The organism is Staphylococcus pettenkoferi, from assembly GCF_002902685.1.
Classification (GTDB): domain Bacteria; phylum Bacillota; class Bacilli; order Staphylococcales; family Staphylococcaceae; genus Staphylococcus; species Staphylococcus pettenkoferi.
Genome location: NZ_PPRN01000064.1, coordinates 108,795 through 124,278, shown reverse-complemented (window position 1 = coordinate 124,278; position 15,484 = coordinate 108,795). Strand labels below are relative to the sequence as shown.

14 protein-coding genes are annotated in these 15,484 nt (G+C 39.0%); 11 read left to right on the top strand and 3 right to left on the bottom strand.

Annotated elements, in window-relative coordinates; genetic code table 11:
• The first annotated feature begins 77 nt into the window (after positions 1–77).
• The 3 genes from CD126_RS10695 to CD126_RS10685 all read left to right on the top strand — a co-directional run bounded on the left by CD126_RS10695 (position 78) and on the right by CD126_RS10685 (position 3,677).
• Entirely contained in the window at positions 78–695 is a 618-nt protein-coding gene (locus tag CD126_RS10695; protein ID WP_049405553.1) for a lysophospholipid acyltransferase family protein, read from the top strand.
• Between the two features lie 234 nt (positions 696–929).
• Positions 930–2,411 carry an N-acetylglucosamine-specific PTS transporter subunit IIBC gene (nagE, locus tag CD126_RS10690; protein ID WP_103370485.1) on the top strand — a complete coding sequence of 494 codons (1,482 nt, stop codon included), beginning with the start codon at positions 930–932 and terminating at the stop codon, positions 2,409–2,411.
• Between the two features lie 144 nt (positions 2,412–2,555).
• Positions 2,556–3,677 carry an HAD family hydrolase gene (locus CD126_RS10685; RefSeq protein WP_049406198.1) on the top strand — a complete coding sequence of 374 codons (1,122 nt, stop codon included), beginning with the start codon at positions 2,556–2,558 and terminating at the stop codon, positions 3,675–3,677.
• Between the two features lie 277 nt (positions 3,678–3,954).
• Here the strand turns inward: CD126_RS10685 and CD126_RS10680 are convergent, their stop codons facing one another.
• Positions 3,955–4,407: an SACOL1771 family peroxiredoxin gene (locus tag CD126_RS10680; RefSeq protein ID WP_049406196.1), complete on the bottom strand. Its 453-nt coding sequence runs from the start codon at positions 4,405–4,407 to the stop codon at positions 3,955–3,957.
• A 75-nt stretch (positions 4,408–4,482) separates the two neighbouring features.
• Here CD126_RS10680 and CD126_RS10675 point away from each other — a divergent pair, with 75 nt between their 5' ends.
• Positions 4,483–5,256 (top strand): glycerophosphodiester phosphodiesterase, encoded by a 774-nt coding sequence (locus CD126_RS10675; RefSeq protein WP_103370484.1) that lies wholly within the window; start codon positions 4,483–4,485, stop codon positions 5,254–5,256.
• A gap of 89 nt (positions 5,257–5,345) precedes the next feature.
• Here the strand turns inward: CD126_RS10675 and rpsD are convergent, their stop codons facing one another.
• Together rpsD and CD126_RS10665 are read right to left on the bottom strand one after the other, a co-directional pair.
• The gene (gene rpsD, locus CD126_RS10670; RefSeq protein WP_002471200.1) at positions 5,346–5,948 is read right to left on the bottom strand and encodes a 30S ribosomal protein S4; all 603 of its coding nucleotides are present in this window, start codon (positions 5,946–5,948) and stop codon (positions 5,346–5,348) included.
• A 228-nt stretch (positions 5,949–6,176) separates the two neighbouring features.
• Positions 6,177–6,641, bottom strand: coding sequence for a GAF domain-containing protein (locus tag CD126_RS10665; RefSeq protein WP_049406191.1), 465 nt, complete (start codon positions 6,639–6,641; stop codon positions 6,177–6,179).
• 269 nt (positions 6,642–6,910) lie between these two features.
• Here CD126_RS10665 and ezrA point away from each other — a divergent pair, with 269 nt between their 5' ends.
• From ezrA to CD126_RS10630, 7 genes are all read left to right on the top strand, one after another.
• The gene (gene ezrA, locus CD126_RS10660; protein WP_049406189.1) at positions 6,911–8,617 is read left to right on the top strand and encodes a septation ring formation regulator EzrA; all 1,707 of its coding nucleotides are present in this window, start codon (positions 6,911–6,913) and stop codon (positions 8,615–8,617) included.
• A 305-nt stretch (positions 8,618–8,922) separates the two neighbouring features.
• The gene (locus CD126_RS10655) at positions 8,923–10,059 is read left to right on the top strand and encodes a cysteine desulfurase family protein (protein ID WP_049406186.1); all 1,137 of its coding nucleotides are present in this window, start codon (positions 8,923–8,925) and stop codon (positions 10,057–10,059) included.
• A complete protein-coding gene (gene thiI / locus CD126_RS10650; protein ID WP_049406185.1) occupies positions 10,056–11,279 on the top strand; it encodes a tRNA uracil 4-sulfurtransferase ThiI in 1,224 nt (407 codons plus the stop codon). The genes CD126_RS10655 and thiI overlap by 4 nt, the downstream gene beginning before the upstream one ends.
• Before the next feature lie 44 nt (positions 11,280–11,323).
• Positions 11,324–12,097: a sulfite exporter TauE/SafE family protein gene (locus CD126_RS10645; protein ID WP_103370483.1), complete on the top strand. Its 774-nt coding sequence runs from the start codon at positions 11,324–11,326 to the stop codon at positions 12,095–12,097.
• Positions 12,098–12,252: 155 nt separating this feature from the next.
• Entirely contained in the window at positions 12,253–13,248 is a 996-nt protein-coding gene (sppA, locus tag CD126_RS10640) for a signal peptide peptidase SppA (RefSeq protein WP_103370482.1), read from the top strand.
• A gap of 9 nt (positions 13,249–13,257) precedes the next feature.
• The gene (locus tag CD126_RS10635) at positions 13,258–13,812 is read left to right on the top strand and encodes an RDD family protein (RefSeq protein ID WP_002471190.1); all 555 of its coding nucleotides are present in this window, start codon (positions 13,258–13,260) and stop codon (positions 13,810–13,812) included.
• Between the two features lie 659 nt (positions 13,813–14,471).
• The gene (locus CD126_RS10630) at positions 14,472–15,419 is read left to right on the top strand and encodes a class I SAM-dependent methyltransferase (RefSeq protein WP_103370481.1); all 948 of its coding nucleotides are present in this window, start codon (positions 14,472–14,474) and stop codon (positions 15,417–15,419) included.
• Positions 15,420–15,484: the final 65 nt, after the last annotated feature.

Below are 15,484 nucleotides of genomic sequence, written 5' to 3'. Positions count from 1 at the left end.
AGATGTGTATAAGAGACAGGTATAGCGGAAATGGTAAAATTTATTATTGTATAACAGTTATTAAAGTAGGTGAACGTATGTATAATTTTTGTCGAGCTATCTTAACTTTTATACTGATTAAAGTTTGTAAAAGTTTGGAGGTTCATGGAAAAGAGAATATACCTCAACTATATCGCTATGTCGTGACGTGTACGCACGAAAGTTATAATGAGGTTATTATGCTTGGTTTAGCAATTGCTCCGAACCAAATTCATTATATGGCGAAAAAGGAACTCTTTTATAATAAATATATTGGAAAGTTCCTGAAATCTTTGAATGCTTTTCCAGTAGATCGTGAAAACCCAGGTCCAAGTACTTTGAAACAACCTATCAAATTGTTGAAAAAGAATAAGACAGTAGGGTTATTCCCGGCAGGACACCGCACGAAGAAAGATGAAGATGCACCATTGAAACGTGGAGCGGCTACAATCGCGATGATGGCAGAAACACCAATCGTACCAGCAGCTTACGTAGGCCCTAAAGACATTAAAGGTTTATTCTTCGGTAAAGCGCATATTAAATTTGGAGAACCTATCGACACGAAATCACTTCCGAGGTCCATGAAACGTAATGAAAAGTTAACTTACATCACGAAAGAATTAGAAAAACGCACGAAAGCATTACATCAAGAATTAGTTGAGACGTACGGAGATTAATTAAGTTAGCGTCTATCAAATCATTACAACTACAAATCGATGATTAAAGCTAAAGTGTTCAACTCTTGTCTGATATTATGCACTACATAAAGACTCGAGTTGTTGGACTTTAGCTTTTTTTGTGTCGATTTCACTAGGTCTATAGGTCTGAGAGGGGTGCTGTGTTAATATATTAATGGCTAATATAGTTGCTCATTCAAATTATTATCAAAGATAAAGAAAAGAGGATATAGAATGTATAACTTTCTACAACGTTTAGGTAGATCATTGATGTTACCGATTGCAGTCTTACCTGCCGCTGCAATTATTACAGGTATAGGGAATTTATTGAAAGCCCTTCACATTTGGCCACATGTCGCTGAGTTTTTTGCTCAGAGTGGTATGGCGATTCTCGATCAACTCGGCATACTCTTTGCAGTAGGGGTTGCTTTGGGCATGGCGAAGAAGAACGATGGTGCAGTAACTTTAGCAGCTGTTGTCGGTTACTTTTTAACAACACAAGTGCTCAAGCCTGAGCATTTATCAGTGCTGTTAGGAATTGATAAGAATGATGTCAACATGGCCTTTGAGCAAATGAATAATGGAAATGTCTTTGTTGGTTTACTCGTTGGCTTAATCGCCGCATTTACATACAACCGTTTCAGCCAGACGGAGCTTCCTATGGCTTTATCTTTCTTCAGTGGTAAACGACTCGTACCAATTATGACAGCTTTCTTTAGTTTGGGGCTCATCGTCGTCTTAATGGTCGTGTGGCCTTATATTTATGATGCAATAGTTACCTTTGCGAAATGGATTATCGGATTCGGACCTATAGGTGCTTTCCTTTATGGATTCTTCAACCGTCTCTTAATACCGACAGGCTTGCACCATGCGTTGAATTCTGTCTTCTGGTTTAATATTGCAGGCATTGATGATATTCACAAGTTCCAGTCAGGACACGAAGCTGTGAAGGGCATTACTGGCCGCTATCAAGCAGGTTTCTTCCCAGTCATGATGTTTGGCGTACCAGCTGCCGCACTTGCGATGTATCAATCAGCTGAATCGAAGCAGAAGAAACGTGTCTACGGCTTGATGTTAGCAGGAGCAGTTTCGGCCTTTATCACAGGCGTTACTGAACCGATTGAGTTTGCGTTTATGTTCGTGGCACCATTGCTTTTCGTCATCCACGCATTCTTAACAGGTTTATCTATGTTTATTGCTGCATTGTTCCACTGGACAGCAGGTTTCTCATTCAGTGCAGGTTTGATTGATTATCTGTTATCACTCGTCAATCCCGTGGCCAATCATCCATTGATGTTGATTGTAGAGGGCATCGTGTTCTTTGTTCTGTATTACGTTATCTTCCGTGCCGTTATCAAGCTCTTTAACTTGAATACGCCAGGTCGCGGTTCTAACTTACTTCAAGATCCTACAGAGGAAACTGATTCAACTTCTGATGGTAAAAAGAACGCAACAACTGGTGGTAAATATCATGCGATGGCGCAGCAAATACTTACGGGCTTAGGTGGAAAAGAGAATATTACATCACTCACCAATTGTGCGACGCGGTTAAGATTAGAGCTTCAGGATAATCAACAGATAGATAAAGATATGATAAAAAATGCCGGCGCTGTAGGCGTGACAACGAGTGGACAACATAATGCCCAAGTCGTCATCGGTCCACAAGTGCAACAAGTTGCAGATGAAGTTGAAAGCTTAATGAATGGTCAAGAATAACTATTCCTTTTAGCAAGTTACAGTTAAGAAGAGAATTGAATCTATGAGAGTAAGAGCAAATAGTTCAGTGCTATTTGCTCTTTTACTATACAGATAGTAATATAGGCGTAGCACAGTTCAGTTATAAAGGAGTGGCATGGGAGAATGAAATCAATCTTGTTTGATGTAGACGGCGTCTTCTTGAGCGAAGATCGTTGCTTCGATGTCGCTGCACTCACAGTTTACGAAATTCTGATGAGTTCAGAGTACATCGGTCTACATCCTTCAATCGACTTCAGTCAACTTACTGAAGAAGATATTAAAGAAATACGCGAACTCGTCTTTTACCAAGATGAGATTCTACAACAGTTAAAATCAATGGGGCTCAATTCGAATTGGGACATGTTGTTTATCGTGCTGGCGTTACATACGATTGAGATTTGTAAGGCTATTGATCCAAGAACGTTACAAGCCTTTCTTGAATCAGAAACAATTTCCGCAGAAGCATTACAATTTTTAGGTCAGCATGTTAATGAAGTTGCGTTAAACTTTGAGAGCCCCATGAAATTTTTAAAACAAGTGAAGAATGGAAAGAATGAGATATTTGAAGATTTACAAGCACATGCTCAAGCGGCGTTGTATACAGATAAAGTAGATATTTTTGAGATGACTAGCTCATATTGGCAACTTGCTCAAGAAGTCTATCAAGAATGGTATTTAGGACATCGATTATTTGAAGAAGTAGAAGGGAAAGCTGCTAAATCAACATTTAAAGAAGGTTATATTTATCACGAAGTTGTGCTCGCACCTGTTAAAGATATTCAAATATTACTACAAGATATGGTAGATGCAGGCTATCAACTTGCACTAGCTACAGGACGGCCGCGCACAGAAACAGAAGTGCCTTTCCAAAGTCTCGGTTTAAGTGACTATTTCGATAAGCAATACGTCGTGACAGCGTCTGATGTCTTGAAAGCGGAACAAATATTACCTGAGCAACGGCCACTCGCTAAGCCGAATCCATTTACATATTTAGCTGCTTACTTTGGGAATGACGTGTCTAAGTATAGTCAGTATGCACAGGATCAAGCACAACGACTCGAGGATGAAGAGGTGTATATCGTTGGTGATTCGTTAGCTGATTTACTTTGTGCGAAGAAGATTGGTGCAACATTTATCGGTCCACTGACAGGGTTAAAAGGTAAAGACGCAAAAGCAGAATTAGAAGATTATGGCGCAGACTATATCGTAGACGATGTGTTGCAAATAAGAAATATTTTATTGTAAGTGGGAGACAGACGGAAATGTGAATAATTACGTAATCTTAACCCGCGAGATTGACTAGTACTTGAGATAGCGCCAGCTATCTCAAGTACAGATGGTTACTGCGACAAGCATGAGTTAATATCTTTATCAACAATTAGGTTCTTTCTAAATGAGATGACTTCATATCGATTGGATGTCCTTATTTTTGAGAAGCACTTCATAAAATAAGACTTGAATTTAAGATCGTGTTACAACTAAGCAAATTCAAGTCTGTAATGAAAGTACGACAATAAGCTTGTTAGTCGTTCAAGTATCGAATGTTAGGTTCAATGTCAATCTCTAAGTTCCCTCGTACAGAATTTGAAATCATACAGTTCTGATCCGCGAGTTTGAGTAGTTTTGATAGTTGTCGATTGAGACGGGTAGCGTCATCTTCATGTATAGTGATGGTTGGATAGTGGGTGATGACTTTCATTTTAAACTTACCTTGGTCTAACACAGCAGTACCAATAGAAGTTTGAGCTATCTCAACATCTTTGTAATGTGCGCGCTCTAGCACGGCAGCCAGTGAAATAATATAACAAGAGGATGCAGCTGAGACGAGCATTTCGTCAGGGTTAGTACCCACGCCTTGTCCACCAAGACCAGCCGGAATAGAAATGGATTCGTGAAAGACGTCGCCTTGGACCTTACCAACTGTGTCACGACCACCTCGCCAAGACGTTTGTACCTTGAAATCATGTGCTTTCATGTGCGTTGACCTCCTCATGTAGTGTGTTAAATTAAGTTTAGATGATTCATAGTGTAAATGAAAGAGTGAAGACTCATGATAATTAATCAACCGATAACCATCGTTGCACATCGCGGCGATTCCTATCGCTTTCCTGAGAACACCTTGGTCAGTATGGCCGCTGCACTTGAGACTGCAGCACCGATAATCGAAATTGATTTACATATGACACGTGATAACCAGTTAGTCGTCATACATGATGAGAAATTGAATCGGACCTGTAACCGAGTAGGGTACGTGCGTGACTATACGTTAGCAGAGTTGAAACAGTATGATTTCGGTATTTGGAGAGGTAGACATCATTCCAATCAACGTATCATGACCTTTAAAGAAATCTTAGCGTATATGCGAAATACCTCACGTCAGCTGTTAGTAGAATTAAAGTTACCGCATAAATATCCAGGTATTGAGCGACAGTTAATCTCAGAAATTCGTGATCTGCAATTTCCTTATTCGCAGCTGATTATACAGTCGTTCGATTTCAAGAGCTTAAAGCAGTTACATCAGTTAGATGATGCGCTTACGTTAGGTCTATTGTTAAAACGCAAACATGTTTGGAAACGCTGGCCGCATTTAAAGACGTATACACAAATTTGTGACTATATTAATCCACATTTTAAAAATGTCACGCGCCGTTTGGTCAAAGAAATACATCGACATCATGCAAAAGTCATGCCCTATACAGTGAATCGGCTATTGCAAGGGTATCATCTGTATCATAAAGGTGTGGATGGTTTAATTACCGATCGGCCGCAACTCATGTGTCAGCTCATGAAACGTTTAAGCGAGAGTAGGGCAGGGGCAAAGTGAGAGAAAGTCGTTGAAGAATTAAATATAAACAAGTAAAGACCCGGGCGAACACTTTGTTTCGCTCGGGTCTATATAGATAGAAAAAGTTATTATCTTGAGTAGTACTCAACGATAAGTTGTTCATTAATTTCAGCTGGTAATTCACTACGCTCAGGAATACGAACAAATTTACCAGTGAGGTTATCAGAATCAAATTCTAAGTACTCAGGTACGAAGTTATTGATTTCAACTGATTCGTTGATTACGTCTAATTTTTGAGATTTTTCACGTACTGAAATTTCTTGTCCTGGTTTTAAAGTGTAAGATGGGATGTTTACGCGACCACCATCTACTTCAATGTGACCATGACTTACTAATTGACGTGCTTGACGACGTGTACGTGCTAAACCTAATGAATATACAACTGCGTCTAAACGAGCAGCAAGTAATTGCATGAAGTTTTCACCGTGTACACCGTGTTGCTTACCAGCAAGTTCGAATGTGTTACGGAATTGTCTTTCTGTCATACCATATAAGTAACGTAATTTTTGTTTCTCACGTAATTGTAAACCGTACTCTGACATTTTCTTACGTTGGTTAGGACCATGTTGTCCTGGAGCGTATGGACGCTTTTCTAATTCTTTACCTGTACCGCTTAAAGAAATTCCTAAGCGACGAGATTTCTTCCAGCTTGAACCTCTGAATCGAGCCATTATAAGACTCCTCCTTTTTCTTTTTTGTTGTTATGAATAACAAAAAAGAGTGTTGTATGCTTAAATCGATATGTTGTTTTATGTGTCCTCGCCTCATAGCTCCGGTTACACGGCACGTCCGCGTCGGGAACAACATAGAGCGATTCAATATACAACTGCTATTTTCGTTAATTCACACAAACTTAATTGTAACATTATCCGGCGGGGTGTCAATAGCTAACACCTATTTTACGCTAAATGATCTTCAATAATCGTCACGACGTCTTTGAGACCTTGTGCATCCGTTTCAGTAAAGCGATGCGTAACCGGTGCGTCAATATCTAGGACACCGATAATAGAGACTCCACGTCGTATAGGAACCACGATTTCTGATTGGCTTTTTGGATCACATGCAATGTGTCCCGGGAAGGCGTTAACATCATCTACACGTTGTACTGCACCTTCGGATACTGCGGTGCCACATACACCTTTGCCGATAGGAATATGAACACATGCAGGATGACCTTGGAAGGGTCCAAGTAGTAGTTCTTCATTCTTAACGAGGTAGAAACCTACCCAGTTCACGTTGTCGAGATGGTCGTTGATTAAAGCTGAGGCATTACTTAAAATAGCGATTAAATCATGTTCTCCATCAAGCAATCCTTTGAGTTGTTGATGAAGTGCACGATAATTTGTAGTTGAATATTGGGTCATAACTTTACCTCGATTCCTTTTTCTGTTTAGTATAATAACTATATATAGTTGAAACAATTATTTTAACCTCTACTTGTTGAAGTTAAACTTTAACCTTTTTAAAAGGTTGAGTAGCGATGTGTAAAAAATGTTTCAAAATTCCCGAATGAAGAACTGAAAGGGGTTAACAAATTTTTTGAAAATAATCTGACGTAAACATCTATTTTCTATTTAAATAGACAGCCGACTTACGTTATAATTAAAAATGATTAAATAGGAGGAGAAGACTTATGGTAATCTTGTATATTGTATTAGCAATACTGATTTTAATCGTTATTGCTGTTGGCGTCTTATTTTACATGCGCTCGCAAAAAACACGAATAATTGAACAAGCTGAGGAACGTAAAGAGAAGATTGAACAGCTTCCGTATGAGGATAGCTTGAATCAACTATCTAAGCTTGAAATGACTGGAGAAACGAAAGAGCGTTATAGATTGTTACAACACAACGCTTCTGAAAGTAAGAATCAATATTTAGTGCCAGTTGAAGACAAGATTCAAGAAGCTGAAACGCATTTAGACAAGTTCCGCTTTGCACAAGCACAAACTGAAATCGACGAAGCGCATGAGTTGATGGATAAATACGAGGAAAATTATAACTCTTTAACCACTGAAGTTGAAGAAGTCTTTTCCGTACATAAAGAAAGCGATAAACTGTACGAAGCTTGTCAGACAGATTATCGTGAAATGAAACGCGATGTACTTGCGAACCGCCATCAATTTGGAGAAGCAGCAGCACCGCTTGAACAAGAAATTGAATCATTTGCGCCTGAACTTGATAACTATGTCACGCTTCAAGAAGAAGGGAATTACAATCAAGCGCACGAACATATCCAAACGCTTCATGGGGATATGGAATACTTGAAAGCGGATATGGAAGAAATTCCTGATTTAATACGTGAAGCGCAAAAAGAACTTCCAGGTCAATTCCAGGACTTAAAATATGGTTGCCGTGACTTGAAAGTGGAAGGTTATGACCTAGATCACGTGAAAGTAGATAGTAATCTTCAAACATTGAAGACGGAGTTAAGCTTTGTTGAACCGATGATTAGTCGTCTTGAATTAGATGAAGCCAATGATAAACTCAATGCGATTAATGACAAGTTGGATGAAATGTACGACTTGATTGAACATGAAGTGAAAGCGAAGAACGAAGTAGAGGAATCTAAAGAAGTCATTACGGATAACTTGTTCAGAGCGAAAGACATGAACTACACGCTTCAAACTGAAATTGAATATGTACGTGAGAATTACTACATTAATGAAAGTGATGTGCAAAACGTACGTCAGTTTGAAAACGAAATTCAAAACTTGATTTCAGTCTACGATGAAATCTTAAGAGAAATGTCTAAATCAGCAGTACGTTATAGCGAAGTGGAAGATAATTTAAAATACATTGAAGAACATGTAGCCATTATCAACGACAAACAAGAAAAACTTCAGAATCACTTAATTCAACTTCGTGAAGATGAAGCAGAAGCTGAGGAGAACATTTTACGCGTTCAAGGTAAGAAAGAAGAAGTTTATCGTCGCTTACTTGCTTCTAACTTAACGAGCGTGCCGGAACGTTTCATCATTATGAAAAATGAAATCGACTATGAAGTACGCGAAGTGAATAAGAAATTTAGCGTACGTCCAATTCACGTGAAGCAGCTGAAAGATAAAGTGGCAAAAGTCGTACTTCAAATGAATAAATTTGAAGACGAAGCAAACGACGTGCTCGTCAACGCAGTGTACGCGGAACGCTTGATTCAATACGGTAACCGTTATCGTAAAGATGACTCTAGTATTGATAAAAGCCTTAACGAAGCTGAGCGTTTATTCAAGAACAACCGCTATAAACGCGCCATCGAAATTGCTGAACAATCTTTAGAATCCATTGAACCTGGTATCACGAAGAAAATTGAAACACAAGTGACAGAAGAACAGGATCTTTAATTTGAGTTGCAATGCACCTCTCGAAAGTATGAATGAGTACTTTTTGAGGGGTGCTTTTGTGTTGAACCATAGACATCACATCATTTTTTATTTTGAAAATCCTAATTTGAAAATAAAATTTCTAGTCGGTAGTTAAATGTTTTAAATGTTTGAGGTGAACACGTCACTTTAAATTTCGGTTGAAATGCGTATAATTTTATAGTGTTGTGTGACATTTTGCTTTTTAATTTTTAAAAAACAATCATCCTATAGTCACAAGAAATTAGAATATGATAAGATAAAGAGCGTTAAAAGGAGTGAGAGCCGTGATTTATCTTGATAATGCTGCAACTACAGCGCCAAATGAGGACGTCTTGCAAGCTTATTTACAAGCGAACCAATCTATTTATTACAATCCAAATAGTCCTCATAAAGCAGGTTTACAAGCAGCGCAATTATTAGAACAGAGCAAATCACAAATTAATCAAATCTTAAATTTAAATGATGAATTCGATATTATTTTTACCAGTGGAGCGACAGAATCGAATAATATGGCTCTCAAAGGTTTGGCATATCGTAAGAAAGATTCTGCGCCTGTCATTATCACATCATTACTCGAACATCCATCTGTACTTGAAGTTGTTCGTGCTTTAGGAGAAGAAGGTTTTACAGTTAAATACTGCAATGTCACAAGAGAAGGCCGACTCGATACTGAGCATTTGAAATCATTAATGTCGAGTGAAGTGGGTCTCGTAACGTGCATGCAGGTCAATAATATTATGGGGCAACGTCAGCCTGTGCGCGAAGTAGCACAAATTGTTGCGGACTATCCTAAAGCATTTTTACATGTAGATGCAGTACAAGCGGTAGGTAAGGTACCACTAGAGACAGAAGGTGTCGAGAGTCTTAGTGTGAGTGGCCACAAATTCAATGGGTTGAAAGGGCAAGGCTTGTTGCTCATCCGTAATAAACATCACTTGGAACCGATTATTCAAGGCGGCGGCCAAGAATATGGCTTACGTAGTGGGACAGTGAATTTACCGATGGATATAGCGATTGTAAAGGCATTGAAAGCCAACGTTCAGAATATGGACGCGAATTATAAGCGCATACAAGGTTTGACTGATGACCTACGTCAATTTATCGCACAATATCCAGGCGTGCATTTGAATACGCCAGAAGGTGCAATTCCTCACATACTCAATATTGGCTTCCCTGGAGTAAAAGGAGAGGTGCTCGTCAATGCTTTCTCACAACATAATGTGATGATTTCTACTACGAGTGCGTGCTCGTCTAAACAATCGAAGCTAAATGAAGTGTTACTTGCCATGCATATAGATGAGACACGAATTGAAGGAAGTATTCGTGTGTCATTAGGAAATAAGACGACTGAAGCTGATATTGAGCAGTTTAAACAGGCATTTGAGGCTGTATATCAAGAAGTTAAGGAGCTGTTAAGATGATTTATGATCATATCTTAGTGAGATATGGTGAACTCACGCTCAAAGGAGCAAACAGAAAGAAATTTGTGAATCAACTACGCGCGAATACGCAAAGCGCATTGTCTTCGTTTGAAGAATTGAAGATTAAAGCGAATCGCGATCGTATGTATATTGAAATTACTGAAGAGACCGATGTTGAAAGCGTAATCGGACGCTTGAAAGAAATCATCGGGGTGAAATCAGTTAGTCCTGTATTAAAGATTGACAAGACGTTAGAAGCAGCAAATGAACAGGCAGTTGCTTTCGCTCAGAGCTACGAAGATGGCGACACTTTCAAGATTAATGTCAAACGTTCAGACAAGTCTTTCCCGATGGAAACATTTGAGTTACAACGTACGATTGGAGCTGCAGTACTCAAGCATACCGATGGACTTACTGTGGATGTTCATGATCCTGACCATATAATCAAAGTTGAAGTACGTCGTGATGCGATCTACATTTACGATGCGATCATCCCCGGACCAGGTGGATTACCTGTAGGTACAGGGGGTAAGACGGTGCTCATGTTATCAGGCGGTATTGATTCACCTGTTGCTGGCATGGAAGTGATGCGTCGTGGTGTGACGATTGAAGCGGTGCACTTCCACAGTCCACCTTTTACAAGTGAAAAGGCGAAAGAGAAAGTCATTGAACTCACGCGTTTGCTTGCTAAGAAAGTCGGCCCGATTAAGTTGCACATCGTGCCTTTTACAGAAATTCAGAAACACATTAACAAAGTTGTCCATCCACGCTATACGATGACTTCTACGCGTCGTATGATGATGCGTGTGGCGGATAAACTTGTGCATCGTGTCGGTGCGGACGCCATCGTGAATGGTGAGAATCTCGGACAAGTGGCAAGTCAGACGTTGAAGAGTATGTATGCCATTAACCATGTAACGTCTACGCCAGTGCTTAGACCGTTGCTTACTTTAGATAAAGAGGAAATTGTTAAAAAGGCAAGAGCAATTGGTACGTATGAGGTATCTATCCAACCTTATGAGGATTGCTGTACGATCTTCACGCCGAAAAATCCTGTCACTGAGCCGAACTTTGAAAAAGTAGAAGAATACGAAAGCGTTTATGACTTCTCAGAGATGGTTCAACGTGCTACAGATAACATTGAAACATTAACGATTACTGAAGACTATCAAAGTGAGAAAGAGCTCGATACAGAAGATTTAGCAAATGATTTATTCTAATCGTAGACTTCTAAGATAAGACAACAAGGAGGGGATGGGTATTTATGGATTGGAGTATCTCAATTATATTAATTATTATGGCTCTAGGTTTTCTAGCTGCCTTTATTGACGCTGTTGTGGGTGGAGGCGGTTTGATATCGATACCGACATTACTAGCGGTAGGATTACCACCTTCAGTTGCCCTAGGTACCAACAAGCTTGCAAGTGTCTTCGGATCGATGACGAGCGCCATTCGTTTCATTCGCTCAGGTAAAGTTGATTTGAAGCTTGTTGGACGCTTGTTTGTACCCGTGTTTATACTAGCAATGCTTGGGGCGAGTTTAGCGACGTTCTTACCTGCACAACTTCTAAAGCCCATTGTTATCGTCATATTAACGCTCGTGTTGTTTTATACGATTTTCAAAAAAGATTGGGGCGACGTACGCAGAGTTCAGAGTTTCACAGTGAAGAAAGCGATACTGATTACTATTCTGTTGTCTTTAATAGGATTCTATGACGGTTTCCTCGGTGGAGGTACAGGGTCATTTATGATGTTTATTCTTCTTATGTTTGGCTTTGATTTCCTAGGCGCTGCCGGTAATGCTAAAGTATTGAACTTTGCTTCCAATCTCGGAGCTCTCATACTGTTTATGATTTTAGGGGAAGTTAATTATCTTTATGGCTTGATTATGGCTGCAAGTATGATTGCAGGTTCATACGTAGGTGCGATGTTTGCAATCAAGCAAGGAGTGGGCTACGTTAAAGTGCTCTTCATTGTGGTTACAGCTTTATTGATTTTAAAAAACGCATATGATTATGTCATGCAGTTATTGCATTAGGATAATATCTGTTATAAAGGGTCTAGGTTCATCAGTGAGTGATGTACTTAGGCCCTTTATTAATTGTGGCTATTAATTGTCTACAACAGGAACTATACAGTTGCTTATGAGATGTGTTTAAATAAAACAGTAATACTATACATGGAGGTTGAAATATGTCGAAAAAGCGAATCATCGCAATTATCTTAGCCGTAGTTATTATCATCGGTGGAATTACGGTAAGTTCAATATCAGCACTTGTTTCTGCTATGTTTAATAATCAAGGCATCGGTGACATCGACCCTTTTACTGAACAAGTGGAAAAAGATGGAAATAGTAATCATCGAATCGCGCATCTTACGTTAAATGGTGAGATTATGAGCGGTGGCGAAAGTGGTGGCCTCTTCGGCGGTGGAGAGTATAATCACGAAGCCTTTCTAAAGCAGCTCGATAAAGTGAAAGATGACGACACTGTTGACGGCTTGTTGCTCACAGTGAATTCACCTGGTGGCGGTACTTATCCAAGTGACGAGATCTATCAAAAGATTAAACAGATTAAGAAAGCAGATAAAAAAGTCTACGTTCAAATGGAAGATATGGCGGCATCAGGCGGTTACTACATATCGGCACCTGCAGATAAGATCTATGCGGGTCCACAAAGTATGACGGGCTCTATTGGCGTAATCATGTCTAATATTGACTATTCAGATTTACAGAAGAAACTCGGTATTAAAGAGAATGTGATTAAATCAGGTGATCACAAAGATATCTTAAGTAGCTCGCGTCATATGACGAAAGAAGAGAAACAAATTATGCAATCTGTAATCGATGACAGCTTTGATCGTTTCGTCGATGTCGTGAAAGATGGACGTCATATGAGCGAATCGAAAGTGCGTCATCTTGCAGACGGTCGAGTATACAGTGCGCAACAAGCGAAAGATAATGGCTTAATCGATGAGATTGGCTATAAGCAGACCGCATTGAAAGCCTTAAGTAAAGACATCGGTAAAGATAACCCAGAAGTCTTTGAGTACGCTATGGATGATGGTTTCTTCTCATCTATCTTCTCTGTTAAGTCATCCATTGATGGTATCAAGAATGATATGAAACAGTTGAAATCAGCCATTCATAATGACTCTAAAGCGAAACCGGAATATCTTTATGAAGGGTAGGTGAAGAAGATGACGAATGTATATTCAGGGGACGTGTCTCATAATACAGAGTCGCCTATGAAACACCAAGCGAACGCGGATGAGTTATCCAATTTATATTACGAAGGTGTTCGTGAACAAATCTATGCAGGCTTTGGTATACGTCTCGTAAGTTTTATCATCGATTTATTAATCATTCACGGGCTTCAAAGACTGATTCTCGCACCTTTAAATCATTTTACACATATTCCAGATTGGAAGTTATGGATTAATTATTTCAGCGTCGATCATCTCGTCAAAGCTCTGATCTTCTACCTTTACTTCGTATTGCTCACGAAATACTTTAAGCAGACTTTAGGAAAGATGATTTGTAATATTAGAGTCGAACGGGTGGATCGTGAAGCTCTACGTTGGTCAGATGTGTTATTTAGAGAGTGGATTGGCCGAATTGTAAACGGCGTGATGTTGTGCTTGCCTTATATCGTAGTCTTATTTACACCTCAACATCGAGGGATTCATGACTACTTCGGCGACACTGTAGTGATTAAAAATAAATACGCCAAGCTCTTCTTTTTAAAAAAATGACCTCAAATGGATATTAAACGTTGTTAGAGACATATTGTAAGCGTTATAATAGCTTGTAAGGAAGTAATTCGTGGAGATAGGATGGGCGTGGGAATAGATCATACGTTTAGAACAAGTACTTTCTCGACTGAGCTCTAATGAGCAGAAAGTAAGCGTGTCGAGGAGGTCTATTCATCCTATTAAATGCTACGGTTACTTCTAAAGTTCACAAGTCTTAACGCGAACAATGTGTCTTTATTTATATTTTTAAGAAAATTAGCATCGCGAAATGAATTGTTACTAAGACGATGTACTTTGTAATACGTTAAGTGTGAACAATGAGCAGAGATGGTATAGAGAAATATGTTACAAGTGCACAGTTAGTTGTCTGAATTATACAAATTAATTGTTAATTTAGATTGACTTACACATTCAATTGTGCGTCATTAGGTCATAGAAGGTATGTTTGAATTGGCATTTTAAAAATAGAATACGAATAAATGGCAACATGTATCTGAAGGGGAAGCGGTTCACTGACATTGACAACAGTTACTATTCTGTCCATAATTATTGAATACGCTAAATTGTAGCAGATTGTTAAAATGAAGTAGGCGTCTGCCTAATTTACAGATGTATTCAATAATATTTAACCAGGACTTTATAGAGAAAGGACTAATGTCATGACTGAAGAACAAACGGTAATGGAGAAACTCTTCACAACGTTAGATGAACAGGCTAAAGCTTTACACAAGGAGAATGGCCAAAGTTTACTTGAGAACTTAGGTCTTGCGATGGAACAGGTGTATACGAATCAGCGTGATTTGTTAGAACAAGCGACATTACAAGATCGTCGTAAAGCATTTCAATTCGCTTACTTAAGCTTACTGCAAGAAGAAGATGTTCAAGCAAATCATCAAATTACACCTGATTCAATTGGTTTAATCCTAGGTTTCTTAGTAGATAAATTTATGGCTGATTATGAAGAAATGCATGTCGTAGATTTAGCGAGTGGTGCGGGTCACTTGAGCGCGACAGTTCACGAAGTGTTAAAGAATACCACACTCATGCATCATTTGGTTGAAGTGGATCCTACTCTCTCTCGTGTGAGTGTGCACTTAGCGAACTTCTTAGAAATTCCATTCGATGTGTACCCACAAGATGCGATTATGCCACTTCCATTTGAAGAAGCAGATGTAGTAGTTAGTGACTTACCGATTGGCTACTATCCTTTAGATGAACGAAGTCATGAAATGAAACTTGGCTTTGATGAAGGTCATAGCTACTCACATTATTTATTGATTGAACAAGCAATTCAAACACTGAAACCTTCAGGATACGCATTTCTCGTCGTTCCAAGCCAGATATTCGAAGGCGATCATGTGAAACAGTTGCAAAGTTATATTGCAACAGAAGCAGAAATGCAAGCTTTCCTACATTTACCTAGCACTTTATTCAAGAATGAAAAAGCACGTAAATCTCTGTTAATTCTCCAGAAAAAAGAAGCTAATGTTACTAGACCTGTAGAGGTATTGCTAGCTAACATTCCAGACTTCAAAAACCCACAACAGTTTCAAGGATTTATTCAAGAGCTCAATGATTGGATGGGGGAAAATCATTCTGAGAAATAAACTGTATTACTCTTGATAAAAAACTGTATTAGTGGTTAAATAGAAATTGAATCAAACATCTGTAA

Excerpts from the sequence above, each read along its gene's own strand:
- thiI (WP_049406185.1), top strand. The coding sequence starts at position 10,056 with ATGATTTATGATCATATCTTAGTGAGATATGGTGAACTCACGCTCAAA.
- CD126_RS10680 (WP_049406196.1), bottom strand. The coding sequence starts at position 4,407 with ATGAAAGCACATGATTTCAAGGTACAAACGTCTTGGCGAGGTGGTCGT.
- CD126_RS10675 (WP_103370484.1), top strand. The coding sequence starts at position 4,483 with ATGATAATTAATCAACCGATAACCATCGTTGCACATCGCGGCGATTCC.
- CD126_RS10685 (WP_049406198.1), top strand. The coding sequence starts at position 2,556 with ATGAAATCAATCTTGTTTGATGTAGACGGCGTCTTCTTGAGCGAAGAT.
- CD126_RS10630 (WP_103370481.1), top strand. The coding sequence starts at position 14,472 with ATGACTGAAGAACAAACGGTAATGGAGAAACTCTTCACAACGTTAGAT.
- sppA (WP_103370482.1), top strand. The coding sequence starts at position 12,253 with ATGTCGAAAAAGCGAATCATCGCAATTATCTTAGCCGTAGTTATTATC.
- CD126_RS10695 (WP_049405553.1), top strand. The coding sequence starts at position 78 with ATGTATAATTTTTGTCGAGCTATCTTAACTTTTATACTGATTAAAGTT.
- CD126_RS10665 (WP_049406191.1), bottom strand. The coding sequence starts at position 6,641 with ATGACCCAATATTCAACTACAAATTATCGTGCACTTCATCAACAACTC.
- CD126_RS10635 (WP_002471190.1), top strand. The coding sequence starts at position 13,258 with ATGACGAATGTATATTCAGGGGACGTGTCTCATAATACAGAGTCGCCT.
- nagE (WP_103370485.1), top strand. The coding sequence starts at position 930 with ATGTATAACTTTCTACAACGTTTAGGTAGATCATTGATGTTACCGATT.
- rpsD (WP_002471200.1), bottom strand. The coding sequence starts at position 5,948 with ATGGCTCGATTCAGAGGTTCAAGCTGGAAGAAATCTCGTCGCTTAGGA.
- ezrA (WP_049406189.1), top strand. The coding sequence starts at position 6,911 with ATGGTAATCTTGTATATTGTATTAGCAATACTGATTTTAATCGTTATT.
- CD126_RS10645 (WP_103370483.1), top strand. The coding sequence starts at position 11,324 with ATGGATTGGAGTATCTCAATTATATTAATTATTATGGCTCTAGGTTTT.